21 protein-coding genes and 4 pseudogenes are annotated in these 26,288 nt (G+C 46.6%); 14 read left to right on the top strand and 11 right to left on the bottom strand.

The window, feature by feature from the left end; all coding sequences use genetic code 11:
* Positions 1 to 61: 61 nt before the first annotated feature.
* The 9 genes and pseudogenes from CHA6605_RS15005 (at position 62) to CHA6605_RS15035 (ending at position 10,182) form a co-directional block, all read left to right on the top strand.
* A complete protein-coding gene (locus CHA6605_RS15005; protein ID WP_015160285.1) occupies positions 62 to 2,290 on the top strand; it encodes an AAA family ATPase in 2,229 nt (742 codons plus the stop codon).
* A gap of 88 nt (positions 2,291 to 2,378) precedes the next feature.
* Positions 2,379 to 2,732: an SRPBCC family protein gene (locus CHA6605_RS34200; protein ID WP_015160286.1), complete on the top strand. Its 354-nt coding sequence runs from the start codon at positions 2,379 to 2,381 to the stop codon at positions 2,730 to 2,732.
* A gap of 77 nt (positions 2,733 to 2,809) precedes the next feature.
* Positions 2,810 to 2,890 (top strand): annotated as a pseudogene (locus CHA6605_RS37295) (ADP-ribosylglycohydrolase); the annotation flags it as partial.
* Positions 2,891 to 2,992: 102 nt separating this feature from the next.
* A pseudogene (locus CHA6605_RS15010) lies at positions 2,993 to 4,369 on the top strand (IS4 family transposase).
* Positions 4,370 to 4,588: 219 nt separating this feature from the next.
* The gene (locus CHA6605_RS15015) at positions 4,589 to 5,080 is read left to right on the top strand and encodes an ADP-ribosylglycohydrolase family protein (protein WP_051038883.1); all 492 of its coding nucleotides are present in this window, start codon (positions 4,589 to 4,591) and stop codon (positions 5,078 to 5,080) included.
* A gap of 68 nt (positions 5,081 to 5,148) precedes the next feature.
* Positions 5,149 to 5,775: a hypothetical protein gene (locus CHA6605_RS15020; protein ID WP_015160287.1), complete on the top strand. Its 627-nt coding sequence runs from the start codon at positions 5,149 to 5,151 to the stop codon at positions 5,773 to 5,775.
* An 82-nt stretch (positions 5,776 to 5,857) separates the two neighbouring features.
* Positions 5,858 to 6,820, top strand: a complete 963-nt coding sequence (locus tag CHA6605_RS15025; protein ID WP_015160288.1) for an AAA family ATPase — start codon at positions 5,858 to 5,860, stop codon at positions 6,818 to 6,820.
* A gap of 3 nt (positions 6,821 to 6,823) precedes the next feature.
* Positions 6,824 to 8,155 carry a DUF58 domain-containing protein gene (locus CHA6605_RS15030; protein ID WP_015160289.1) on the top strand — a complete coding sequence of 444 codons (1,332 nt, stop codon included), beginning with the start codon at positions 6,824 to 6,826 and terminating at the stop codon, positions 8,153 to 8,155.
* Positions 8,152 to 10,182 carry a transglutaminase-like domain-containing protein gene (locus CHA6605_RS15035; RefSeq protein WP_015160290.1) on the top strand — a complete coding sequence of 677 codons (2,031 nt, stop codon included), beginning with the start codon at positions 8,152 to 8,154 and terminating at the stop codon, positions 10,180 to 10,182. The genes CHA6605_RS15030 and CHA6605_RS15035 overlap by 4 nt, the downstream gene beginning before the upstream one ends.
* A gap of 4 nt (positions 10,183 to 10,186) precedes the next feature.
* Here CHA6605_RS15035 and CHA6605_RS15040 read toward each other — a convergent pair whose 3' ends face one another.
* From CHA6605_RS15040 to CHA6605_RS15060, 5 genes are all read right to left on the bottom strand, one after another.
* Positions 10,187 to 11,722: an FAD-binding domain-containing protein gene (locus CHA6605_RS15040; RefSeq protein ID WP_015160291.1), complete on the bottom strand. Its 1,536-nt coding sequence runs from the start codon at positions 11,720 to 11,722 to the stop codon at positions 10,187 to 10,189.
* A 131-nt stretch (positions 11,723 to 11,853) separates the two neighbouring features.
* Positions 11,854 to 13,671 carry an ABC transporter ATP-binding protein gene (locus CHA6605_RS15045; RefSeq protein WP_015160292.1) on the bottom strand — a complete coding sequence of 606 codons (1,818 nt, stop codon included), beginning with the start codon at positions 13,669 to 13,671 and terminating at the stop codon, positions 11,854 to 11,856.
* A gap of 352 nt (positions 13,672 to 14,023) precedes the next feature.
* Positions 14,024 to 14,335 (bottom strand): DUF2281 domain-containing protein, encoded by a 312-nt coding sequence (locus tag CHA6605_RS15050; RefSeq protein WP_015160293.1) that lies wholly within the window; start codon positions 14,333 to 14,335, stop codon positions 14,024 to 14,026.
* Between the two features lie 84 nt (positions 14,336 to 14,419).
* Positions 14,420 to 14,770 carry a type II toxin-antitoxin system PemK/MazF family toxin gene (locus CHA6605_RS15055; RefSeq protein WP_015160294.1) on the bottom strand — a complete coding sequence of 117 codons (351 nt, stop codon included), beginning with the start codon at positions 14,768 to 14,770 and terminating at the stop codon, positions 14,420 to 14,422.
* Positions 14,760 to 14,948: a hypothetical protein gene (locus CHA6605_RS15060; RefSeq protein WP_015160295.1), complete on the bottom strand. Its 189-nt coding sequence runs from the start codon at positions 14,946 to 14,948 to the stop codon at positions 14,760 to 14,762. The genes CHA6605_RS15055 and CHA6605_RS15060 overlap by 11 nt, the downstream gene beginning before the upstream one ends.
* 131 nt (positions 14,949 to 15,079) lie before the next feature.
* Here CHA6605_RS15060 and CHA6605_RS15065 point away from each other — a divergent pair, with 131 nt between their 5' ends.
* A complete protein-coding gene (locus CHA6605_RS15065) occupies positions 15,080 to 15,922 on the top strand; it encodes a transposase (RefSeq protein WP_198288350.1) in 843 nt (280 codons plus the stop codon).
* A 170-nt stretch (positions 15,923 to 16,092) separates the two neighbouring features.
* Here the strand turns inward: CHA6605_RS15065 and CHA6605_RS15070 are convergent, their stop codons facing one another.
* The 3 genes and pseudogenes from CHA6605_RS15070 to CHA6605_RS15080 form a co-directional block, all read right to left on the bottom strand.
* Positions 16,093 to 16,401: a type II toxin-antitoxin system RelE/ParE family toxin gene (locus tag CHA6605_RS15070; RefSeq protein ID WP_015160296.1), complete on the bottom strand. Its 309-nt coding sequence runs from the start codon at positions 16,399 to 16,401 to the stop codon at positions 16,093 to 16,095.
* Positions 16,402 to 16,406: 5 nt separating this feature from the next.
* Entirely contained in the window at positions 16,407 to 16,667 is a 261-nt protein-coding gene (locus CHA6605_RS15075; RefSeq protein ID WP_015160297.1) for a ribbon-helix-helix domain-containing protein, read from the bottom strand.
* A gap of 222 nt (positions 16,668 to 16,889) precedes the next feature.
* Positions 16,890 to 17,417, bottom strand: a pseudogene (locus CHA6605_RS15080) (ISAs1 family transposase); the annotation flags it as partial.
* Positions 17,418 to 17,493: 76 nt separating this feature from the next.
* On the opposite strand from CHA6605_RS15080, the gene CHA6605_RS15085 reads away from it, so the two are divergent.
* A complete protein-coding gene (locus CHA6605_RS15085; RefSeq protein WP_015158142.1) occupies positions 17,494 to 18,819 on the top strand; it encodes an ISNCY family transposase in 1,326 nt (441 codons plus the stop codon).
* On the opposite strand, the gene CHA6605_RS15090 is transcribed toward CHA6605_RS15085, so the two are convergent.
* Together CHA6605_RS15090 and CHA6605_RS15095 are read right to left on the bottom strand one after the other, a co-directional pair.
* Complete coding sequence (locus tag CHA6605_RS15090; RefSeq protein WP_198288351.1) at positions 18,773 to 20,041, bottom strand: SIR2 family NAD-dependent protein deacylase; 1,269 nt, start codon at positions 20,039 to 20,041, stop codon at positions 18,773 to 18,775. The genes CHA6605_RS15085 and CHA6605_RS15090 overlap by 47 nt on opposite strands.
* A gap of 336 nt (positions 20,042 to 20,377) precedes the next feature.
* Complete coding sequence (locus tag CHA6605_RS15095) at positions 20,378 to 21,655, bottom strand: ABC transporter substrate-binding protein (protein ID WP_015160299.1); 1,278 nt, start codon at positions 21,653 to 21,655, stop codon at positions 20,378 to 20,380.
* A 124-nt stretch (positions 21,656 to 21,779) separates the two neighbouring features.
* Here CHA6605_RS15095 and CHA6605_RS15100 point away from each other — a divergent pair, with 124 nt between their 5' ends.
* The gene (locus CHA6605_RS15100; protein WP_015160300.1) at positions 21,780 to 22,493 is read left to right on the top strand and encodes a cytochrome b/b6 domain-containing protein; all 714 of its coding nucleotides are present in this window, start codon (positions 21,780 to 21,782) and stop codon (positions 22,491 to 22,493) included.
* A 7-nt stretch (positions 22,494 to 22,500) separates the two neighbouring features.
* Here the strand turns inward: CHA6605_RS15100 and CHA6605_RS15105 are convergent.
* Positions 22,501 to 23,875 (bottom strand): annotated as a pseudogene (locus tag CHA6605_RS15105) (IS4 family transposase).
* Between the two features lie 304 nt (positions 23,876 to 24,179).
* Between CHA6605_RS15105 and CHA6605_RS15110 the strand changes: the two are divergent.
* The gene (locus CHA6605_RS15110) at positions 24,180 to 25,292 is read left to right on the top strand and encodes a hypothetical protein (RefSeq protein WP_015160302.1); all 1,113 of its coding nucleotides are present in this window, start codon (positions 24,180 to 24,182) and stop codon (positions 25,290 to 25,292) included.
* The gene (locus CHA6605_RS15115; protein WP_051039016.1) at positions 25,276 to 26,076 is read left to right on the top strand and encodes a hypothetical protein; all 801 of its coding nucleotides are present in this window, start codon (positions 25,276 to 25,278) and stop codon (positions 26,074 to 26,076) included. Before CHA6605_RS15110 ends, CHA6605_RS15115 begins: the two co-directional genes overlap by 17 nt.
* Positions 26,077 to 26,288: the final 212 nt, after the last annotated feature.

A 26,288-nucleotide genomic window follows, 5' to 3' on the forward strand; every position in this document is an offset into this window, starting at 1 on the left:
AGGGTTTAGATACAATAGAATACTCTCCTCGGACGCAGAACGCAGACATTTTGAGGGTAACATGGATTTATTCGAGCACCACCGCCAGCAAATTACCGCCGCCGAAGCACCACTGGCCGATCGCTTGCGTCCGCGCACCCTAGAAGAATTTATCGGTCAAGAGCAGATCTTAGGGCAAGGTAGACTGTTACGCCGCGCCATTTGTGCCGATCGTCTATCTTCACTGATTTTCTATGGCCCCCCAGGGACGGGTAAAACCACCCTAGCGCGGATTATTGCCAATACCACCAACGGCTATTTTATCGCGATTAATGCCGTCCTCGCTGGCGTCAAAGAGATTCGCGAAGCCATCGATACCGCTCAAACCCAACGCGGGATGTACGCTCGGCGCACGATTCTATTTGTCGATGAAGTACATCGCTTCAACAAAGCCCAACAGGACGCGCTGCTACCTTGGGTCGAAAATGGCACGATAATTCTGATTGGCGCGACGACGGAGAATCCGTTTTTTGAGGTAAATAAAGCCTTAGTGAGTCGCTCGCGGTTATTCCAATTAAAACCCTTAACCGCAACGGATTTACGACAAGTATTGCAGCAAGCATTGCAGGACGATTCCAGGGGTTACGGCAAGCTTAAGGTATCGATCGATGAAGATGCGATCGCCCACTTAGCAAACGTCGCCAATGGCGATGCGCGATCTCTGCTCAATGCGTTGGAATTGGCAGTAGAAACCACCGCACCCGCAACCGATGGCACGATCGCTATTACTCTAGCAGTAGCCGAAGAATCGATCCAGCAACGGGCGGTACTATACGATAAAGAGGGCGATACCCATTTCGATACGATTAGTGCATTTATTAAAAGCGTGCGCGGTTCCGATCCCGATGCGGCTCTTTACTGGCTGGCGAAAATGGTCTATGCCGGAGAAGAACCGAGATTTATTTTACGCAGGTTGCTGATTTTAGCCAGTGAAGATATCGGACTTGCCGATCCACAAGCGTTAGTCGTGGTCAATGCTTGCGCTCAAGCCTTCGATCGCGTTGGGTTGCCCGAAGGTCGTTATCCGCTGGCACAGGCGACACTTTATCTGGCGAATGCGCCCAAATCTAATAGCATCATGGGCTTTTTCGACGCGCTGGCGGCGGTAGAATCAGAACGCCAATCGGACGTTCCCAATCCCCTCAAAGATAACAGTCGCGACAACCAAGGATTCGGTCATGGCAAAGGATATCTCTATCCCCATGCCTATCGAGACCACTGGATCGAACAGCAATATTTACCCGGTAGCTTGCAGGGACGAGTATTCTATCAACCGTCGGCGCAGGGAGCGGAGGGAGCGATTAAGTGGCAAGTCGAACGTCACCGAGAGGCTCAGTTAGCAGCTATGGTTAGCGGCATGGGAATGGAACTGCCCGAAATCCTGACCTTTAGCCCCAACGATCTCCAGAACGACCGCTGGTTGCAACGCACGCTCTCTCAAACAGGCGATCGCCAAGCCAAAATTCGCGATCGATTATTTGCGCTACTATCGCCCCAACGTCATCACGTCATACTCGATCTCAACTCCACAACAGGGTTGCTGACTTGGGAGGCACTGCGCCAAGTGCCCGAAGGTGGTGTTTATACGCTAGCACCCAGACCAGCCGACGCGATCGCCATCCAAGAGCAATCTGCAAGTTTGCCCGAACTGTTGCGACCGATGGTAATGGTGGGATCTTTGAGCGAACTCCCAGCACAGATCGCAGCGATGAAATTCGACGGGATTGTCGGCAATTGCGCCCTAATGCGCGATCGTCACAAGTGCGCTCTGATTCAAACGATGGCAAATTTCTTGCAACCCGACGGGAAAATCGCGCTCTACGAATCGATTCCCCGCCATACCCAACGCATTTATCAGTTGCTCGATTTTGGACGGTTGGAGATCTCCCCAGATCTTAGAGATCGCTGGATACGAGCCGAAGAAGCGATTTATACCAATCCTGACGATGGCATGACGAATTGGGATGTTGAGGATTTACGCTCGTCGTTCGAGCGGGCGGAATTTACAGTTGAAATGGAGGTCGAAAGCACTATCGCTCAGCTCCAAATTTCGAGTGCGACAATCGAGCGGTGGTTTACTCAAAATAACTCTAAACCTACTTATGCCAGCTACTTAAGTAAGTTTCTCACCAAATCAGAGATTGAGATCGTGCAGCAGGCGATCGTCGATCGACTTTTAAATAAAACTGTAAATTGGCAGAGCAAATCTGTAGTTATTACCGCCAAATTTAACTCTAGAGAGCTTCGCTAAATTGGATGCCTTCCAATACGGTTCGGCTAGAAAGTTAGACAGCGGTTGTGTCTTGTCTTGACGCACACAAACGGGAGGGAGCGATGCAATGTGGGCGGGAAACCCGCCCACATTGCATCAAGACAACCTCCCGTTCGTTGGCGGAGCCTTCCCGAAGGGAGCTGCGTCGCTGTCGCGCTTGCTTGGTGCAACACATGCTCCTCCACTCTCCGCGTGGTTGCATCCGCTTTCCCGTCGGGAGACCCGACGTTGGTGTTGGCGGAGCCTGCCGTTTAATATCATGGAAATCAACTTGCAAGCACCCGTCATTGCCTATCATCAAATCATCATTAATGCCTCGATCGAAACCATTTGGCAAATCCTAACTGATATCGATCGGTGGAATATTTGGAATTCAAACATTTCAGAATCTAGAATAGAAGCTCCGCTCAATAGTGTTTAGAGCCTTTTCGTTTAGTTCGAGAGGTTGTTTTCGGTGGGTGAAGCGGAACATTAGGCTTCACAGAAAAGGAGACTGTCATGCTCGGTGCAATAGCTGGTGATACGATCGGATCTATATTCGAGTGGAACAACGTCAAAACTAAGAACTTCCCGCTATTCTCCATCATTCGTGACAAGTTAAGAAAATCAGAGATTTGTCAAAAGGGTAATAAAAAGATGCCAAACTGTTTCTAGTCAAGAGTTTGAGGGAATAGAGGCCTGATGACCAGCCGCCGAAGAAGTAACCGCGACCACGCCAAAAAGAACCACCAACCAGGTGTGGAAGATGAGATCATCGCCGCTCAAGTAGAGGCTTTATTGACACCAGCAATTTTCAATCAAAGTCATTACTACCGACAATTAGGGCTGAGAAATCGGCTGTTAAATTTACCCTTGATGATGGCAGCAGTGCTGACGCTACTGTGGCGGAATGTGCCAGGAGTCAGAGAACTAAGCCGAATGTTAGGGCGAGAAGGATTTTTGTGGTGTGAGCCAACACAAGTAAGTCAACAGGCGATTGCACAAAGATTTCTGACCTTTCCATCTGAGTTATTTGAGAGAGTGTTTAAGGAATTACTGCCAGAATTTAGAGTGAAGTGGCACCAGAGAAAACAGCGATTGTTGCCACAAAGCATTGAATTTGCTCAAGCAAAATTTGAGCGGATTTGGGCATGTGATGGCTCCACATTGGAAGCGATATTCAAGAAATTAGATAGCTTATCTGATGTGCCAATCGGACAACTAGCGGGAAAAATGGGAGTAGTCATAGATTTTGGTGACGAGATTGCCGATTGAAATCTGGTTTAGAGAAAATCCCCAAAAGCTTCAGATGTTAATTTTGAGAAAGATATCCTGAATTTAGTAACATCGGGCACTTTATTGCTCTTGGATCGAGGCTTCTATCATTTCCAATTTTGGCAAGAATTAATTAACAGAGATATTCATTTTATTACTCGATTAAAAAAAGGTGCATCGCTACAGATAGAGCGAGTATTTAGCAATAGTTATAGTATCCGTGACCGAATAGTGCGGATGGGGTCTGGCACCAAAAAGACTCCATATATAACTGTAAGATTAGTCGAAATTAAAGTGGGTAAAGTCTGGTATTCTTATCTAACTAGTGTACTCGACCCATTGAATCTTCCTCCCTATGTAGTCGCCGATTTGTACGGAAGACGGTGGCGAATTGAAGAGGCTTTTAATACTGTTAAACGATTGCTCGGGTTGAGTTATTTATGGACTGGTTCAGTTAATGGAATTAAATTACAGATGTGGGGGACTTGGCTGTTTTATGCAGTTCTAGTCGATTTAGGTGATGCTGTAGCTGATGAATTATCTCTCCCATTCGACCGCATTTCTTTAGAGATGATTTATCGAGGTCTTTATCACTTTCATGTAGCTCATCATAAAGGTTTAGCTGCCAATCCAGTCACCTATTTTGCTGCCCCAGAGAATCAAGATTTAGGTATTGTTAAAACTGTTCGTAAACCTAATGTTAAGTTAATTATTGCACCTTTTCCTGATTCTATGAGTCGAACAGACAATTTTTTCTTCGACTCATCGCCTCAAGCCCGCTTGACAAGTGCGATCGCTTCTTAACTTGTCACTAATGATTCTCCATTGATACTTGCTTCACGGATGACACGGTACTCACAGTCGCTCTGGCAGAGGCCATTCTGACGGGAACGGACTACGATCGAGTTATGAGGGCTTACTAACTACTACAGGTATCCACAAGCAGGCTATGGCGGTTCCTTTCACGATTGGGCATTATCTGACACTCCATCACCGTATTCGAGCTGGGGTAATGGTGCGGCGATGAGGATTAGTCCAGCCGCCTACGCATATGACACTCTAGATGAAGTGCTGCGCCGATCGGAACATTTCACGGCATTGACGCACAACCACCCTGAAGGGATTAAAGGCGGTCAAGCTACTGCCGCAGCGATCTTCATCGCCCGTAAGGGAGGCTCCAAGGTTGATATCCGTCACTTCATTGAGGATCGCTTTGGCTATGACCTATCGCGAACTGTCGATGAGATTCGATCGACATACGATTTCGACGAGTCTTGCCAAGGAACCGTACCGGAGGCTCTGACTTGTCTGCTAGAAGCATCGGACTTTGAGGATGCTATCCGCAACGCCATCTCCATCGGCGGGGATTCAGACACGCTTGCCTGCATCACGGGTTCTGTGGCAGAGCCGCTCTTCGGTGGGGTACCCGAACCGATCGCACAGGTTGTTTTGGGCAAGCTAGACCCTCATCTTCGCGGCGTGACAACAAACTTCATTGTCAAGTACGTGAGGTAGGTTTGCTACGAATCCCGATCGATCGCAATATCATATCCGATTAGTTTATTAAAAAATCGATCTCAATTATGGAAGATAAGCAAACAATAAAACAAGGATTGCAAAGAATATCTAAATGGGCAGAAGCACACTACAAAGGCGATGCTAAATTAATTCCTGGCATGAGCAAGACTGAAATCGAAAGAATTGTTAAAAACTTTCCATTTAAAGTACCAGAAGAAATTATCCAGTTTCATGAAACTGGATATACAGCAATGTTTCTATCTCCATATCCCAATCATTTTATAGCATTGGAGGATAGTACTTATGGCTGTTTCTCTTGTGGCCATTTAGAGAATACTTATCTCAATGATGATGATGAACATAGTATTGCTGAATGGTGCGAGATAAATATTGCTTACGGCTCTGGTAAAGAGTTGTACCAGGCGAGATGTTATCGTCATCAAACCAGCTTTTCACCTGTCTGGATCAGACAGCTTGGAATGGAACCATATCTTTATGCAAGCAGCTTAACCAACTCAATTCTAGCTAATGCGGAGTGCTATGAATCTGGGGCTTATTATCCGGCTTTGATAAAAGACGATGATGGAGATTTTTATGTAGTTGAAGTAGATTGGGAGAAAGCAGCACCAATTTGCAAAAAATACAACCCTAATCAAATAGATGTCTGGAGAGATCTGCATCGAGAGATGTAGTTCGATCGGGTGACGATCGCCGCGAGGCGGTAGCGTCAGGGGTGTACTGGGTACCCTGAAGAAGAGTACTCTAAGTTTGGTTATGGATTTGTCCGTTGCAAAGCCCCCGCGCGTAGCTGGGCAAGAGATTTACCAACGTTTGCACCACAACATCGAACGGGTTGTTAAGGGTCAATCCAGTGCTATTCGGATGTTGCTGGCGGCTTTTGCCAGCGGGGGACACGTACTTTTGGAAGATTATCCCGGTACGGGTAAAACCACCCTAGCCAAAGCTCTAGCCTGTTCTGTGGATGTTTCCTTTAAGCGCATTCAGTTTACGCCAGATTTATTACCATCAGATATTCTGGGGGTTTCGATCCTAGACCCGATCGAGCGTGCCTTTCATTTCCATGAAGGGCCGATTTTTGCCAATATCGTCCTGGCCGATGAAATTAATCGCGCCTCGCCCCGTACCCAATCTGCCCTGCTGGAGGCGATGGCCGAATCTCAGGTGAGTATCGACGGCAACGTCAAGAAACTGGACGAGCCATTTTTTGTAATTGCCACGCAAAATCCGGTAGATTCGCGCGGTACCTATCCCCTGCCAGAAGCCCAAATGGATCGGTTTGCGGTGCAGTTGAGTTTGGGCTATCTCTCGCCGGAGGCGGAAATCGATATTATTTCTCAACACATCGATCGATCGAACGCCGATCGATTGCGCCCCTGTCTGGCGGTAGAAGATATTGCCACCTTGAAACAACAGGTACAGCAGATTCGGGTGAGTCCAGAAGTGAAACGCTATGTGGTGGATCTCATCGGTGCCACGCGACGGGCTGAGGGGGTACAGTTGGGAGCCAGTCCAAGGGGATCGATCGCCCTAGTAAAAGTCGCTCAGGCATTGGCTCTGTTCGACGGCTATGAATTTGTCTTGCCAGACCACATTCAGGAAGTTGCCGTGGCTGTACTCGCCCACCGACTCGTGATGGAACCTCAGGCTCGATTTTCTGGTAGGACGGCAGCAACTGTAGTTGCGGAGATTTTGCGTACCACGCCAATGCCCGCTTAGGTTATGAATCCTTTTATCTATCGGATCGTGCGAGGTAGTTATAGCGCGCAAAGGTGGCTGAGCCGCCGCTTTACCCCTAGTGGATTGGGGGTACTGGTCTGTTTTGTATTTTCGGGAATCGTGGGCGCGGATACGAACCAAAGCCTATCTTACCAGTTGTTTTGTTTTCTCGGTGCTAGCTTGGCGATCGCGATCGCCGCCAGCCATTTTCAGCGTTATCGCGTGAGGGCAACGCGAATCCTCCCGCGCTTTGGCACGGTGGGAATGCCGTTGCGGTATCGGATTGTCTTTGAAAATCAGACCCCACGCCGACACGAGGGACTGAAGTTCTATGAAGCTCTAGTCGAACCCTTTCCAGAGCTGCGAGAATTTAGCGTTCTCAACTGGCGAACTTCTTGGCAGATCCAACGGCAACAATGGGAGCGGATTATGGCTCGCCGCAAGAGGGCGATCGCGCCCAGCCTCGATCTGCCCACCCTCTTGCCCCAGAGCGAAACCGAAGTAATGGGAGAAATAATCCCATTGCAGCGGGGATTGCTCAAATTTTGTGAGATCGGCGTTACCTGTCCAGATCCGCTGGGATTATTTAATGCTTGTCTTGCCCTTTCCTTGCCACAGGCAGTCTTAATTTTGCCCAAACGCTATCACTTGCCGCCAATTCAGCTTCCTGGAGCGCGTCGCCATCAATCTGGGGGAGTTGCCTTAGCCACCTCGGTGGGAGATGCCGAAGAATTCCGCGCACTGCGGGAATATCGACCTGGAGATCCGATCCGCAAAATTCACTGGAAGAGTTGGGCTAAGGTCGGCAAACCGATGGTCAAAGAAGAGCAGGAGGAATTCTTTGTCCGTCATGCGTTGATTCTGGATACTTTTCAATCGGCAGCAGCGAGCGAACTCTTAGAAGAAGCAGTGGCGATCGCTAGCTCGTTAGCCTGTGAAATCCAGACTCAGGAATCGTTGTTGGATATGATGTTCGTCGGCTTAGAATCCTATTGCTTCACGGCGGGGCGGGGACTCGGCCAAACGGAACGGATGCTGGAACTATTGGCATCAGTTGTTCCCTGTCAGGATAAATCCTTTGCCTCCTTTCTACCTGTAATTCAATCCCGCTGCACCCTTTTGAGCGGCTGTATTTGCATCCTCTTGGACTGGGATGAGGAACGCAAAACTTTGGTGCGATACCTTCAGAGTTTGGGCATTCCTACCCTCGTACTGGTCATTCGGGGAGATCTCGGTTTGTCGATGGAACCGACTCAGGATGCAGTTAATTCAGCCCACAGCCAGATTCGGATTCTCAAGCTAGGACAGATTCAGGAAGGGTTGATGCAGTTATGAAGATCTCAATTTCCAGTTTATGTAGCCTAGCAATTTGCTTGTGGGGATTTCAGACAGGCTTGTGGGGGTTTGCCGCGATCGTTCTCTTAGCCCTAGAAGGACGGCGGTTTGTCCGATCGCAGTGGGATTTATCTTTTAACCAACTGAAGAATATTGGCAAGCTCTGGGGCATCCTCGCGCTTGGCTCGATTGTATTTTTGCTCATTGCCTATCGAGCGATGTTCATCTACAGTCTGCTGCAATGGCTGCCGTTCCTGTGCTTGCCCCTAGTCATTGGGCAAACCTATGTCAATGGTTTTACGACGCTGTTACCACTGTTGTCGAACGATTCCACCCAATCGCGAAGCGCGCCACCAAGGCGGGCGCGATCGATCGCTGTAAACCAAAACAACCCGAACTTTTACTATCCCTACTTTGCAATTTGTCTAATTGCTGCCAGTACTTCCAATCGTCATGACCTAATATTTTATGGCGCGACCGTAGCCCTAGTCGGATTATTTCTCTGGAATTTGCGCCCGCGACAGGCTCATCCAGCGATCTGGCTTTGCTTGCTAATACTCGCAGGAGCGATCGGGTTTGGCGGACAGCTTCAACTCCATCAACTTCAAGCCAAATTAGAAGAACAGGTGGCTCCGTTGTTGAGTGGGTTTACTGGAGAATCCATCGATCCTTACCAAGCTCAGACGCAAGTTGGCAGTATTGGCGATTTAAAGCAATCCAATGAAATTATCTTTCGGGTAGCGGGCAATCGCCAACAATTTCCGTTGCTGCTGCGCGAAGCAACCTATAACAAATATCAATCTCCATCCTGGGTAGCACTGAAGTCAAAATTTACACCCGTTCTGCCCCAATCAGATGGCAGCACTTGGCAGTTGGGAGCGAGCCAGACTAAATCGACGGCGATCTCCATTTCATCCCAACTCAATCGGGGGAAAGCAATTTTGAGATTACCCCACAGTATAACGCAGGTCGATCGGTTAAACGTCGAGAAGATGATGCAGAACCAATATGGCACGGTTAAGGTGCGGGGACAGGGAAATTCTCTAACTTATCAAGCGCACTTTAACCCCGATCGATCGCTCGATACCCCACCCACAGACGCAGATTTACACATCCCCGCAGCAGAGCAACCTGCGATTGCGAAGACACTTCAAAATTTAGATGTGAAGGAGCTTCCCGCCGATCGAGTACTCGATCGCTTATCTAACTTCTTTACGCAAAATTTCCGCTATTCACTAAAACTGGCTGGATCGGGCAACCCTTCAACACCTCTATCTGCTTTTCTGCTGAAACAGCGGGCGGGACACTGTGAGTATTTTGCCACGGCAACTACCTTACTGCTTCGGGGTGCAGGCATTCCAGCACGATATGTTGTGGGGTATTCCGTCCGTGAATGGAGTCCGTTAGAGCAGCAGTTTGTAATCCGCAGCCGACATGCTCATGCTTGGACGATGGCATATACGAACGGAAATTGGCAATCTTTCGATACCACGCCGCCGGATTGGGCGGCACAGGAAGATGCAATGGCTTCTCCATTTCAGACGATCTCGGATCTGTGGTCGTTCTTGAGTTTTCAATTCTCAAGAGGACTGGCACATATAGTTGCCGGAAAAACGACCATCCTGCTATGGACGATCGCCGTGGGGGGATTATTTTTACTCTGGCGGTTCCGTCGCAGGTGGCGATTGCCGAGATCGTTGCAAGTGGCGATCGTGCCCGAACAGTCGATTCCGATCGGGCGATCGGGTCTGGACTCAGAGTTTTATGAGATCGATCGAGCATTACAAAACTTAGGTCTGCATCGCTTATCCAGTGAGTCTTTCCAGCAATGGTTGTTACGCATCGAACCCCACCTAGCAGAGTCCCAGTATTCGACCCTAAAACAGATTCTCGATCTGCACCATTGCTATCGGTTCGACCCTCAAGGTCTTAGCTCAATGGAACGACAACAATTGCAAGAGTTGAGTCAGTCATGGTTAGATTATTTTGCTAGTTATAGTCCAGTGACTCAATGCATGGAAAAATAATTACCTAACCCGATCCCGCTGAGATTTTTTTGTATTCTTTATTCTTATGTTGCCAGTATTTTTCCACAGTTTCCTTGGCCGCGATTGCACTGTCATATTCAGTACCACCCTGAGCGACCAATCTAGCTCGGACTTGTTTCCGAAGGTCTGAAACAATCTTGCCATTAACTTTGCGCGTCTGCGCCCAATCGAGAATTGGCTGGGGATAATAACTATCCGCATATTGACCTTTACTAACCTCTTCGAGACTATATCCCTGTAATTCTGGAATCCAGTGGTAAATAAAACTCAAATCGGGATCTTTTTCGGCGATGTTTTTGTTGGGGTTATAGATCCGAAACGTTTCGCTCAGAGGATTGGTGACACCAGCCTGCATCTGCCATTGCCAATTGTCGATCGCCAGATCTCCATCGACTAAATAGTTCATAAAGTGTTTGGCTCCATGCTGCCAAGATACACCACAATTAATCGTCAAAAAGGTGGCGCACATCGCCCGCATCCGAAAGTTCATCCAGCCCATGGTTAGAAGCTGCCGCATACTTGCATCGATGAGGGGAAAACCCGTCATCCCCTCTTGCCAAGCTTGGAATAATTCGAGCTGATTGAGGCTGAGCGCGTCTGGCTGGTACCAAGTATCGAATTCAGGATAGCGATTTTGATATGCTATTTCTGGGTGGAAGTAAAGACGTTGGGTAAAACTATCATGCCACCGCAACCTGTCGCGAAAAGCTTTGAGCGAAAACTCAGCTTTTTCTTTACCTGCAAGTTCGGCCACTCTAGCTTTGGTTGCTTGGTAAACAGTCCGCGTCGAAATCGTCCCAAAAGTCAGATGTGGCGAGAGGTGGGAAGTTGCCCCAATTTGCGCCAACCACGGACGTGATAGTTTCCAATGATAGCCGTGAAATCTACTGGCAAGGAATGAGTCTAACGTTTTGTGGGCATTTGTTTCTCCACCAGGAAAATAGACTTTTTCGACATCCCAAAACCGTGAGTATTTTTGGTTGAGTTCTGGAAAAGTCAGTTGTGGAATGTCGATCTCTAACGTGGGCAAATCGAGCCTGTGCGGTGGCTGGTATTGAGATTGGCGTTGATAAGTATAGTACTGTTCAAACCATTCCTGGCGGTTATCTCGTGTTTGCAGAAAGTTGTTTAACCCTAGATGGCAATCGAGATTTAATTCCCGATAGAAGTCCACAATGGCTCGATCGCGACTAATCCCATATTCTACTTGGACATCGCGATTGAAGAACAGTTTGGGTCGCTGTCCTCGATCGATGAGCTGTGTGGTGAGGTTTTGGATAACGGTGGTGGAGTTGCCCTCAAATAAAACCAACCGACTACCTAACTCTTGCAATTGGCGATCTAAGTCTATTAAGGACTCAAACAAAAATCTGACTCTAGCTGTGCCAATATCCGCCCAGGTATAAAACCACGGATCGATGATGAAAAAGGGTAAAACTGGGGCATTGTCGGCAGTCGCTAGGGTGACGATCTCATTGTCAGTCAATCGTAAGTCGCGGCGAAACCAGAGCAGGTGCATACTTTTCACAACTTGGCAAGGGTACCCACTATTTTAACGTTTCGATCGTTTAAGTACATCTGTCCTGACTGAACTAATTGAGTGTGAATATCCGATCTCGATCTGGAGGATAATAGTCTTCGTCGGGTCGTTTACGACGGCAATACTCCAGATTCTTGCAGTGCGTGGAGCTTGGCATAAACACCATGCTGCTTGACTAGTTCATCGTGCGTTCCCACTTCGGCAATGCGACCGCGATCTAACACCACAATTTTGTCAGCATCCCGGACGGTACTGAGTCGGTGCGCGATAATTAGCATCGTTCTGGTGCCCGAAATCGATCGCATGGCGAGCTGAATGGCACGTTCCGACTCATAATCGAGGCTGGATGTAGCTTCATCGAACACCAACACATTCGGATTGACAATTAGAGCGCGGGCAATTCCCAGCCGCTGTCGCTGTCCCCCCGATAGGCGCACGCCGCGCTCTCCCACCACCGTGGCATATCCCTGCGGTAACTCGTGGATAAATTCATCGACTCGTGCCATTTGACAGGCTGCCGCGACTATATCGGCAGCGGCAGTAGGATTGCCATAGCGGAGATTGTCCATAATCGTGCCATTGAAAATATCGACCTCTTGATGAACGATCGCGAGGCGCGAACGGTATGGCCCGATTGCTAACGATTTTATATCTGTACCATCGATCGAGATGCGTCCCTGAGTTGGCTCGAAGTAACGCAATAATAGCTTGACGAGCGTGGACTTCCCCGAACCCGATTTACCAACCAGGGCAACGGTTTGATATGGCTCGATCGTCAGATTAATATCGTGCAGAATCGGTCGCTCTGGGTCATAACCAAAACTCAGCCGCTCGAACTCAATTTTACCCGTGAAATCGTATGCCACTGAAGATCGATCTGCTGACTGAAGATCGATCGCATCCTTGCCCACTGGCTCGTGCATAAACTCATGGAAACGCAACATGGAAGCATAGCGACGCGCCAGAAACTCCGCCAAGATACTCAATGGTTCTAGCTCGGAATAGGCCATACTAGAGACCGTCAGCAACGTCACAAAATGACCTAACGACAGTTCGCCGCGCAGGGTGGCCAGCAGCGTCATCACCAGTACGCCAAAGATGCAGCTCTGAACTGTCGTCCGCTGCCACATCCCCAACCGGACATAACTCCGATGGATGCGGTAGACTACGACCGTCAACTCGCGGTCTAAGCGTTGCCGTTGCCGAGCGAGTTCGCTCTCTTCGGCGGCAAAAGCTTTAACAGTTTTGATATTGGTAATAATTTCCGAGGTGCGGCTTTCGGTGTTCTCCATATAGCTGTCGAGGAGTGCTTCGCGTTTAATGATGCCCCGCAATCCTTTGAGGCTAAATGCCAAAATAGCGATAAAAGAAATGGCAAAAGCGATCCCAATCCGCCATTCCAGCAGACAAATAGTCATAAAAATGCCGAAGACCCTCACTAACTTCGGAATCAACTGTCCGGCAATTTCTGGATAAGTCCAAGTGTGGTTAGTCAGTCCGCGTGCGACCCGTCCGGCAATCCGACCGGGGTTGTTTTCATCGTAGAAAGATAGAGGTAAGGTGAGAATTTTTTGAATCGTCAGATCGGCACGCTCGCGCCGAGCGCGCAGCGGAATCGCCCAGTGGAACCAACTGCCAATCCAGGGCTGAATCGGCGCGCGCACGACCGATACGACAAAGACGATCGCCAGCAGTGTCACTAGCGATAATTCCGGCGATCCTGGCAGATTGAAGCTGGTGGCGATCGCACTAATTAGTGCCACCAAAGGCGCATCGAGCGGTTGCTTGGACAAGACATTGAGAATTTGACCGATCGCATAGGGCACAGTTAAATCTGCCACCTCAAACAGACTCGATGCGGCAATACTGATAGCCGCGAGCTTCCCATAGCCGCGAAAATACCCAATAATATCCCGATAAGATGCCACGATCTAACTCCCAGAATCTCAAAATTAGTTACCAACGCTGTTGTACCTTCCAGTCTAGAAGTAGCAGGCGTCCTGCTGCATCGATACTTGTAACAGCATACTTGACGAATACTAACGATGGGTTGGGATGGGGAAAAATCTGAATAAACGATCGATTCCCTCTAAATTGGCTCAGGTAGAGATCGGCACTGAATGCGATCGATTAACAGCAGACGATCGGGATTTCATCAGTTTCGATCAATGGCGTTGCTGGATTCAGGTATGATTTACCTTTGAGACAAGCCCTGAAATTTAAAGTATTAATTTATGAATTACCCCTACCTGAAATTTCGAGGGCATTTCATACATCAATTCAGCAGCACCAATTAAATAATTCATCTGATAGTGGTTCATCAAAATCATCGCTCATTTTCATTGCACCGCGATTTAGCCCCAAAATTCTTGGATGTAGTTCTGAAGGATGATGATTCTCAGGGATGGCTGATGCGTCAAGGGAGTGAATAAATGCTAGGACGCTTAGTTGCATTGGTTCGGGGATTTTCTCTAGTTCCTGGACTATCGATTCGTTGGCGTAGCCTCTCCGTGGAGAATCGCGGAGCGTCCGCTTTGCGGAATCGTACTCATGATGCGATCGGGCAGATTGAATATGATTCAATTTTACCATTCCCACATTTAAGCAACAAGGAGCGAGCGATCGTCCGAAGATAGAACATCCCTAGTCACCATCTCCAAATGGATAGCTATAATCTTAATCCTCATCCTCTTCATCAAAATCTGAATCTTTAAATCCTAACCAGAACAGAATTATTTCTTCTACTTCACTCAATCGATCTGGAGTAAGATTTCCTAGTTTACGGATCAGTTTTGCGTGAGGAATTGTAATGATATTTTGTACATCAAAGGCACCAGATCGCAAAAACTTCACAGCGATATCGACTTCAAATCTCGAACCTCGCGAACTTGTCGTGTGTGGAATGAGCGTTGTTAAGGCACGATCGCGATCTAACGCTGGAATACTTACAACTAAGCATGGTCTGACTTTTGCCACGGAACCCAAATCGACTAACCAAACGTCACCCCGATTAGGATTAATATGCAGATTCTTCTTCGTCTAACTGTAGAAAAATTTCCTCTGAAATTAGCACCAAATTATCGTCGGATAATGGTGGGAAGTCTAGATAAGCTATCCGCTTTAAAATCTCTGATGCTAAATCCAGTCGCTCTGAGTCTGTCAGTCGATCGAATGTAGTTAAGAAATCTTGTACAACAGGAGTCATTGTTTCTCTCCTTACTCAATATATTCACAGCATAACACCACTCAAGCTGTTTGAGCTATTAGGCTAGTACAGAGCGGCGTAAATAGACCTATGATTGAAAGCAGCTCATCAAAATGAGAGGAACACAGAGGATGCCAAGATTATCCGCTGCCCTAATTACACTCAATGAAGTAGAACAAGCCGAACTACAACAACTACTCAAGCGCAAGAAAACGCCACAACAAATCGCACTCCGAGCCAAAATCATCGTCTTGGCAGCCCAAGGGAAAAGTCACGGTGAGATTGCTGAGACATTAGAAATTAGCAATGTCTACGAACAAGCACCCCAACGTGCGCTGACAGGAGAAGTCACCCTCAGCCTGGACGAAATGACTGGGATTCAAGCACTGGAGAGAACTATGCCAAATATTCCGATGAAACCAGGACAGTGCGAACGTGTAGAGTTTGAATATACTCGACACGGAACTCAATCATTAATTGCCAGTTTCGATGTGGCAACTGGTCGAATTGCGTTGGCCAGTGTGGGCGCAACTCGAACCGAAGCTGATTTCGCCGAGCATGTCACCCGTTCCTTAGCACAATATCCCACTGCCGCAAAATACCATTTGGTCATGGATTGTCTCAATACCCATCAATCCGAGACGCTGGTTAGGCTGGTGGCCGGATTAGAGACAACTCCACAGGAGCTGGGTGTTAAAGGTCAGTCGGGGATTTTGAAGTCAATGGAGACGCGAGCGCAATTTTTAGCCGACCCAAACCATCGGCTAGTGATTCATTACACGCCCAAACATTGTTCTTGGATGAATCAGATTGAGATCTGGTTTGGGATTCTAGTACGGAAATTGTTACGACGCGGTAGCTTTACCAGTACAAATCACTTGAAAGCCCGGATCCATGAGTTTGTGGACTACTTTAACATTACGATGGCCAAACCCTTCAAATGGACTTACAAGGGTAAACCTCTAACCTCTTAGATACTTGGTTTATTTCCGCCGCTCTATACTAGAGACGATCGATCTCAAGCTCGAAAGCACCATCCACAGCTACTAAAGTCATTGATAAGTTACCAACAGATCGATCGAGACTAAAGCCGATCGATCTCAAAATCGAAAGCACCATCCACAGTTGCTAAAGTCATTTTTGCTCAATCATCCACATCAGTAAACAATGTAGATAAATCTCTGTAACCACTAACTACTCGTAAAATCTCAATCTCGTCACCAATTGGCAGATAGAGAATTAAATAGTTGTCTAATGGTATGGTGCGAATATTTATTAAAATTTCATCTCTTTTTCTGCCAAGTAGCGGAAAGGTGACTATTTTGGAAAATTTAGATTCTAGTTTGCTTAAAAATATTTCTGACTTTTCTAAACCAGATTGTTGAGCGATATAATCCGCAATCTCTTCAATGTCTTGGATTGCTGGTTTTGTCAGTCTAAATCGATCGGTCATTAGCTCTATTTGCTGTAGCGAGATTTAAGATTAGATCTAATTTGCTCCATTGCGATATTACCATCGACTACCTCACCCCGTTGAGATGCTTCCCAGCCGATCGATGCGGCTTGTTGCAGTTCGCCTAATTTTCCTTGGTAAATATCTTCCTGCTTGTCTAAGAGTTCAATCGCGGTTCTAATCACTTCGATCGCGTTTTGATATTTGCCGCTAGTTAGTTGGCGACTGACTATTAGTTCTAATTCTGGTGGGAGAGTAACTTGCATAACACCTGCTCTTATTTTCGCGGGAAGATCGGCTGTCTGATTCTATTATAAGTTACCTAGAGATCGATCGAGACTAAAACCGATCGATCTCATATCGATCGAAAGAACTATCTACAGTAGCTAAAGTCATTTTTTCTAGTTCCAGCACGATCGATTACTTTGCGTAGCCTTCTCGTGAAGAATCGTGGAACGTCCGCTTTCACGGTTAGCGCATCTCAAAACCTATTGACAAGCGGATGTGCTTGGATGGGAAGTGGGAACAGCCGCAGATAAGACAGCAAGCATATAGCGGTCATTCATCGCGGTTCGCCGGGACTTTTGACGAATACTACGCCGAAAAGATGTCTCACGTTCTAAGGCATTAAGTGCAAGGCGACGTAACACGGCAAAATTCTGCGGACCGTGGAGAGAACGAATGCGAGATTTGTCCTCATCAAAGGTGACATCTAATGTCCAATGGACAGAATTCTCAATCCCCCAGTGCTGGCGAATCGCACTACCAATCCGGTTGGCATCGCTGAGAAGACTGGTTAGGTAAAATTGGACTTCATGAGTGGTCTTGTTCCAATACTGAGACTTGCGTACAACCATCACAACTGTTTGCAGTCCACTCCACTGGTCTTGTTGATACAGCAATGGTAGTTGTGAAACAGGGACAGTGTAAACTTTCCGGTTTTCAATCCGATGATGTCCTTTCTCCACCCGCTGACTAATACTGACATCTACGCCTTTAAACCCCTGTGATTGTGCAGCAATTCCAAATTCAGATTTTGACAACTTGGTAGGGTGAGCAGGAGAATAGAGAGACTTCAAAAAGAGAAGCAGAATGGAGCCAATGAAGCTGAGTTTTGGGGTATTGATAGTCTATCTGAACCGAGCAATTCTTCAGATGAAAGATCCGCGCCTTGCCAGCAATGGCACTAAATACACCATCAGAGATGCTGTGTTGGGAGCATTTTCGATGTTTTTCATGCAAAGCGAATCCTTTTTAGAACATCAGCGGCACATGAATAGCAATCAGGGCAAAAGCAATGCTCAGACACTGTTTGGCATGATTAAAATCCCAACAGTGCCGCAAATTCGGAATATCCTGGATGAAATTTCAGCCACAGCACTATTTGGAGTATTCAATCACGTCTATCAGTCTTTAAGACGAGAAGGTCACTTGAAACCGTTTGAATATCTCGGTGGATTACTAGTTGCGCTGGATGGAACTCAGTATTTTGACTCGCACAAACTCAACTGTAAATGCTGTTCGAGCCGTACCCACAAAAATGGCACAGTAACTTACTTCCACAGTGCCATTTTGCCTGTAATAGTTGCGCCTGGGCAATCTCAAGTAATTTCCTTAGCTCCAGAATTCATCACACCTCAAGATGGTCACCAGAAGCAGGACTGCGAAGTGGCAGCAGCTAAACGATGGCTCAAAACTCATGCCCCAGAATTCCAAGGACAAGCAATCACTCTACTCGGAGATGACCTCTACAGTCACCAACCAATGTGTGAACAGGTGATAGCGTCGGGAATGAACTTTATCTTTACCTGTTTAGAAACGTCTCATACTGCTGTTTATGATTGGTTGAAATACTTGGATGGTATTGGCGAGGTGAAAAAGCTAGAAGTGAAACAGTGGAACAGCAATTCAAGCGAATTATATAGCTATCAATATGTGAATGGAATTCCTCTAAGGGACTCCCAGCCAGCAATGAAGGTCAATTGGTGTAAACTAATCCATACCCGCCAATCAGATGGAGAAATATTATATGAAAATTCATTTATTACCCGCCATGAATTAAACGAACAGAGCGTACCTCTGGTTGCTGCGGCTGGTCGATGTCGTTGGAAGACCGAAAATGAAAATCATAATGTGCTCAAAACAAAGGGATATCATCTGGAGCATAACTTTGGGCATGGTCAGCAGCATTTAGCTGCTTGTTTATTGACGCTGAACCTGTTGGCATTCCTTTTTCACACTGTTTTGCATTTAACAGATCTTGCATATGGACAGATTCGTCTCAAGCGTGTTACTCGTAAAGGCTTTTTTCAAGATATCCTCAGTCTTACCAAATATTTACTCTTTGAGAGTTGGCCTTCTTTGATTGATTTCATGCTTTACGGCTCGGCTTCCACTCTGGTCGCCAACTCTTCCTAGATTTTTGAATTTGGAATTGCTGGTTTATCTCATGGAGAGTTGACAAACATTCGATTGGAGCGGATTTTTGCAGCCTTGGTAATAATTGAGATTGAATCAATCTCGATACCCATTTATCTGTGAAAATCCAAATTCGAGTTCTTAAAGCATGAGGACAAATTATAAAATCAGGATATGCTTCTCGACAGATTTTCCAGTTCTTGATAAGGTCTTGAATTTCCTCAAGATTTAATGAGTGGTGCGAGATATGTGGATTCGGATTTTTCCATGATAAAGGTGTAAACTTTATTTCTGGAAAACTAGGAAGATCGATACTTGGCTCCCATTTTTTAAAATCTTTCGCTACTGGCGGCTCTGGCCAATCCAGCCTACTAGATGGTTCACCTTGCATTAAACTCAACAAAAACCATTCAATTGCTCTGGCATGTCGAATATTTCTGTCTGGGTATTCAGTGATAGTGAATATAGGAGAAAGATCTATCGTTACAATACTTTTAGTTGCTAAAAGTTGCTTTTGCGACGCGGATAGATTAAGTAATCCACATAGATAAATAGGCGGAGTTGAATCACCCAAATTATCTTTAACCCAGCCAATCCAGTTGAGGAAGTTTGGATCGTCTCCTGAAAATCCAATCAAGCAAAAAATATTTTCCATGATGGACTGCTGAACAGTATTCACAAATGGAGCAAATTTTTTTGGGTAGCTACGATAATCCTCTTCTGTAAAAATAAATGGTCGATGCGAAGGGAAACCACCATGCAGCTTAACTATTCTTGGCTTCATCCTGCCTGGAAGATCGGAGTGATTTAAGACCGTATCATACTTACGATCGTAAATAAAGGGCGTAGCTCGCTCCAGCAAAGTATCATAATTAGTAGTGAAAACATCAGACCAGGGTAATGACAATAGTAGCTTATGCAGTTTATCAGGCTGATATTGAAGATCTGGAATGAGTGATATTAATAGATCGTCTAAACTTTGTCTACCAAATACGACTTCATATTCACTACCTAAGCGAATAACGTCAGAATTCTTCGACCCCAAGCGTGTTTGAAGCTCGCCAACTAAATCATTCCATAGTGGAAATGGCGGTGCAGTCGGATAAACTTTTACAGCATTGCGGCTAAAGCCAGAACCGATCATCACGGAAGCTTGTCCTATATCTCTGCCACACCAGAGCCGTTCGCGAATTCGGTTGATGTGAATTTGGTCTGGTAGCAACAATGAGGGAACTCCTTATGGCATCTGATGGTTTACACAACTGCGGACTTTTAGTCATAAATCTATTGTAATCTTCTGAGTGATACATTGGTATGTTTGTCCTGTTTTTTGGAGAAGTTTGCTAAAAATTGCAAATCATTCCAGGTGACACATAACATATCATTAGACGATCGATGGATTGATTTGCTTGTAATCCAGTTTCAGAAAATAATAGAGATATCGAACTGAATTTAGTCTATCGATACTAGATTAAAGGTATTCCACACTGTGGATCGATTGATTTCTGTAACTTCATCAATCGGCTAATGGAAGCACTCCAGTATTGAATTTGAGTTACTATTTTCCTGCGGCATCCCATGTAGTGGCCGCACTAGATAAAGCTTGTTCTACGGTTTTTTCGCCTAACATGGCTGCTTGGAGATCTTCATAGATCGCTTTCTTGAGCACATCGAGATTCTTGAGTGGGGGGATCAGAATTTCCGATTGGGCTAATTGCTGCGCGCTAATCGATTTGCCCCGATCGAGTGCGGATTTATCTTTACTGGCTGCTAGTTTATTAATATATTCTTTCACTGCTGTGACATTAGAAGGCAACGTATCAGAAGCTTCGGCAAAAGCCAATTGATTGCTAGCGTTAGTGATGAATAGCGCGAACTTAACTGCGGCATCGGGAGTTTTGGTAGTGCGAGGAATGACTAGATTCATGACAGCGACCCCTTTTTTGCCATTGGTGCCGGATATTTGGGGAGCCACCGACGAGACTTTAGCAACTTGAGGCGCGTTTTTGGCGATCGTATCGATAAACGGTGCCCCAGCCGAGAGCATCGCCGTCTCACCAGCTTGATAGAGTTGAATGCCCTGTTGATGCCCCTGAGTGAGGGCTTCCTTGGGCAGCAAGCCCTGTCGATATAGATCTACCCAATAGGCAAAGGCAGCTTTACCCGCAGGGGTATTAAAGGCCGCCTTGCCCTGCGGATCGACGAGCTGAACGCCCATTTGCACTAGCGATTCGAGGACATCGTTACTATCTTCAGGCACAAAGGTGGTAAAGAAGGCATATTTACCTGTCTTTTCTTTGATTTGCTTGGCAACTTGGGCTAATTCTTGATAAGTACTTGGCGGTTTGGTAACGCCTGCTTTGGTAAATAGTTGTTGATTGTAGATCGTCACATTAGTTGTCAGATACCACGGCAAACTAAAAGCTTTGCCATTGAGCGTACCAGCCTGCCACATACTCGGTACGTACTGCTTATTTTCGCCCTTAGTTAAGACAGAATCCAAATCCAACCAGGCATTTCTAGCGGCTAATTGAATGGCAAAATCGGGATTGAGATTGACGACATCGGGCGCAGTTTTCGCGCCCATCGCCGCTTGGATCTTGCCTTGCATCGCTCCCCAGGGCACATCTACCCAGTGGACTTTAATACCTGGATTGGCCGTTTCAAATTTACCGATCGCGTCTTTAAAATAGTTGTTAAACTTGGGTTGAAGCTGCATTGTCCAAAATTCCAACTGGGGAGTTTTTGGAGATTGGAAACAACTGACAACTCCAGTGAGGATCAGTCCCAACAAAAAACAGATCGGGAAACGACGAAAATTAGCAATCTTGACCATTAGCACGAGCAACCCTCGATCGACACTCAGGTATTATCGGCGATTTGGGCGATCGCGACTAGGGGTATAAAAACAGAATCATGCCCTACGTTATATTATTTATATTGCTAGATCTGAAGATCCCTTGACTAAAAAGATCGCCCAATTCCTTCCATATCAGCCGCTCCTGCTCCGGATTTTGCATGGCTCCACGGGGCTATTTCTCATTGCCGCCATTCTGAGTGCCTATTGGACTTACGATACTTACGATCGACGCTGGGGTGGCTTCCTACCCATTTACCAAGACATCGAAGGCATCCACGGCACCTTTGGTCTATGGACTTTGCTGATATTTCCAGCATTTGCGATTTACGCCTTCCATCGGGGACAACGGCGGTTAATTCAGCCGGACTCTTTGGGTAAGCTGGCTCAGGTGGGTAGACCGATCTGGTGGTACACCCTCAGCCGCATCACTAATACCCTAGCCCTCGTCGCTTTGACCTTCGCCCTGTTCAGCGGCAAGATGATGGACGATACCTGGCTACCCAAGGGGGAATTAACCCATTTCTGGTACTACGCCCATTTAACTTCATGGGTAATAATGGTAAGCGCGATCGGTCTCCACCTGCTGATGAATGCCAGAGTCGGTGGCGCACCGCTATTACTTTCTATGCTGACTTGGCAGTTCCGCGATAAGGATCGTCCAGCCCTCTGGCTGGCTCATCTTTCCCAGTGGCGATCGGGTGTTCGGCAGGGATCGTGGACGAGGTGGTTTCAACCACTAACGGCAACGATCGTCTTAGAGATTGCGATTTTAGTAAGTATTATGGCTGCTTGGATTATTCCTCTGCTTCATTAGTGACAAGTTAAGAAGCGATCGCACTTGTCAAGCGGGCTTGAGGCGATGAGTCGAAGAAAAAATTGTCTGTTCGACTCATAGAATCAGGAAAAGGTGCAATAATTAACTTAACATTAGGTTTACGAACAGTTTTAACAATACCTAAATCTTGATTCTCTGGGGCAGCAAAATAGGTGACTGGATTGGCAGCTAAACCTTTATGATGAGCTACATGAAAGTGATAAAGACCTCGATAAATCATCTCTAAAGAAATGCGGTCGAATGGGAGAGATAATTCATCAGCTACAGCATCACCTAAATCGACTAGAACTGCATAAAACAGCCAAGTCCCCCACATCTGTAATTTAATTCCATTAACTGAACCAGTCCATAAATAACTCAACCCGAGCAATCGTTTAACAGTATTAAAAGCCTCTTCAATTCGCCACCGTCTTCCGTACAAATCGGCGACTACATAGGGAGGAAGATTCAATGGGTCGAGTACACTAGTTAGATAAGAATACCAGACTTTACCCACTTTAATTTCGACTAATCTTACAGTTATATATGGAGTCTTTTTGGTGCCAGACCCCATCCGCACTATTCGGTCACGGATACTATAACTATTGCTAAATACTCGCTCTATCTGTAGCGATGCACCTTTTTTTAATCGAGTAATAAAATGAATATCTCTGTTAATTAATTCTTGCCAAAATTGGAAATGATAGAAGCCTCGATCCAAGAGCAATAAAGTGCCCGATGTTACTAAATTCAGGATATCTTTCTCAAAATTAACATCTGAAGCTTTGGGATTTTCTCTAAACCAGATTTCAATCGGCAATCTCGTCACCAAATCTATGACTACTCCCATTTTTCCCGCTAGTTGTCCGATTGGCACATCAGATAAGCTATCTAATTTCTTGAATATCGCTTCCAATGTGGAGCCATCACATGCCCAAATCCGCTCAAATTTTGCTTGAGCAAATTCAATGCTTTGTGGCAACAATCGCTGTTTTCTCTGGTGCCACTTCACTCTAAATTCTGGCAGTAATTCCTTAAACACTCTCTCAAATAACTCAGATGGAAAGGTCAGAAATCTTTGTGCAATCGCCTGTTGACTTACTTGTGTTGGCTCACACCACAAAAATCCTTACTCGCCCTAACATTCGGCTTAGTTCTCTGACTCCTGGCACATTCCGCCACAGTAGCGTCAGCACTGCTGCCATCATCAAGGGTAAATTTAACAGCCGATTTCTCAGCCCTAATTGTCGGTAGTAATGACTTTGATTGAAAATTGCTGGTGTCAATAAAGCCTCTACTTGAGCGGCGATGATCTCATCTTCCACACCTGGTTGGTGGTTCTTTTTGGCGTGGTCGCGGTTACTTCTTCGGCGGCTGGTCATCAGGCCTCTATTCCCTCAAACTCTTGACTAGAAACAGTTTGGCATCTTTTTATTACCCTTTTGACAAATCTCTGATTTTCTTAACTTGTCACGAATGCCTCTGCTTAAGTAGCAGCTTTAGCAAACAGGAGAAAGAGTAGACTTGGGGAAAATGTCAGCATTTTTTAACTACCCTTTACGATCTACCCTCTTCCATGGAAATTATTGCTGATGGAGAAAACCTCCTTGAAGTATGGAACATTAACCACATGGCGATTTATTGCCGCTGTTATAAAATTACAACAGGTAGGGTTGAATACGCACAATGGAAAAAACAGCAGCTCGCATTTGCGATCCAAACAACATCCAGATCTCGCCATTGAAGTTAGAAAATGAAGGCTCGATCGCCGACTTTATTGGGGCTAAGATCGCGATCGAAAGGCTCTCGCACGGTGATAACAAAGAAGACGATGGTAAGATCTCGAAGCTTGTAGACTTGGGTCGGATGCCTATGCTCGTGCATGGTGTCGGCGTGTACTATCGACGTTTTTTTGACCTAGACTGCGACCTTTTCAACCGGATCTCTACAGAGCACGCATTCCAAACCCTCACGGAGTCTAATAAACCTGGGAAGGCTCATCGCACGGGAATCTATCTTACACCCGTCACGCAAGAAGGTGAAGATCTGCACTTTCGCCTGCTCAGATGTTCCACAAACCTATCGGGGCCAACCGAGAACTTTCGCAAAACCGACAGGTACATCGTCGATGCTCTGAACCAGAAAGCAGCATTTATCTTCCAGCACCAGGCACCGCTCAATCACGTCCTAGCACAGATTTACCATAACACCCCCGCTGCCGCTGCCAAAAAGCAGTCCAAAGCCAAGATCTCTGCACACGCAGACAAAACCAAGGATATGCCTGTAAATGGCATCATAGCTTTCTGCACCTTCTACGATCGACTCGATAAGCTAAGTCCTCTGACCGAGGATGCCTTTGATTACGGATATAAAGGTACCAGCGGGCTGACCAAGCTCCACTTTCGGCTCAAAGAGTCGGTTGCAGCACTGCCCGAACACAAAAACCTTCCCCGTCAGTTTGCATTGACCTTGTATCCTAACTCTGTGTTCTTCATACCGCTGTCTACCAATCGGTTATATACGCACGAGATCCGGTCGTCGATGCTGGATGCCGAATTGCTCCCAACCCGATTGGGTTATGTGGTTCGCTGTTCGAGTACTGAAGCGGTTCACCAGAACGGTCATACTTTCCTCAAGCGGGACGGAAAGTTAGTGCCGCTAGAATCACCGACGATCGAAGGCATTGATGAGCTGCGAAAGCTGTATACAGACGAGAATAATACCCCGGATTTCATCGATTATGGCGATCGATTTCTGTTTAGTATGAATGCAGGAGATTACCTTGCCCCCCGCATCTAAACTAACCGATGAGCTTCGATCTTATACCTTGCCGATTCTCCAAAGGAGCAGCGGAGCCAACGCAGACAACCCGTTCGAGGAGTTGCGGGCATCGGTGCGGTTTGAGAATGTGGGCAAAGGTCGGCAGGGAACGGTGCTGACAAAGATCGACGAGACAGGTAACATCCCGCTCGTTCGCACTACCACCAGATACAGCATCCCAGCGCAACGCTTTCAATCGGTACACGCTCGGCTAGCACGGCAGATTCAGACAGTTGCGTCGCTGGCGGTTGGCTTTAACAACGCTCTCATCGAAAACTACACGAACGCTTACACTACCATGGGCAGTCATTCCGACCAAGCTCTGGATTTAGCAGACGAATCGTCGATCGCGATTTTCTCGTGTTACAAATATCCCGATCTCGCAAACCCGCCGAGGAAGTTGATTGTCGAATTAAAGGAGCCTGGTGACGATTTCATCGAGATCCCCTTAACTCACAATAGTGTCGTAGTGTTCGACCTTGACGCCAATCGGCGGCTCAAACACAAGATCGTGATGGACAAATCCGTCCAACCGCCAGAGAATCAATGGCTGGGTATCACCTTTAGAACTTCAAAGACCTTTGTACGGTTTCGCGACGAATCTGCCTACTTCCCGGACGATACGCGGCTGACGTTGGCTAATGACGAGCAAAGGCAAGAGTTCTACCATCTGCGGCATCGAGAAAATAACGAAACGGACTTTATTTACCCGCAGATTACTTACACCATCAGCGAGAGCGATCTGATGCCACCCGAACTCTGAATCTCAAATCTCTATGGCTAGATCGCGTCAAAAGCTCTACAAACAAAAATGAATCCGAATATAAAGCGACCGAGATAAAAGAGATCGAGATAAAAGGTCATACTGTCGATCGACACTCAGGTACGATCGACTGTTTCGGACGAGCTTCCCACCCTCCAAAATGAGATTGCGTTACAATTCTTATCATTAGCTGATATCTGATTATCCTCGCA

The organism is Chamaesiphon minutus PCC 6605 (assembly GCF_000317145.1).
Lineage (GTDB): Bacteria > Cyanobacteriota > Cyanobacteriia > Cyanobacteriales > Chamaesiphonaceae > Chamaesiphon > Chamaesiphon minutus.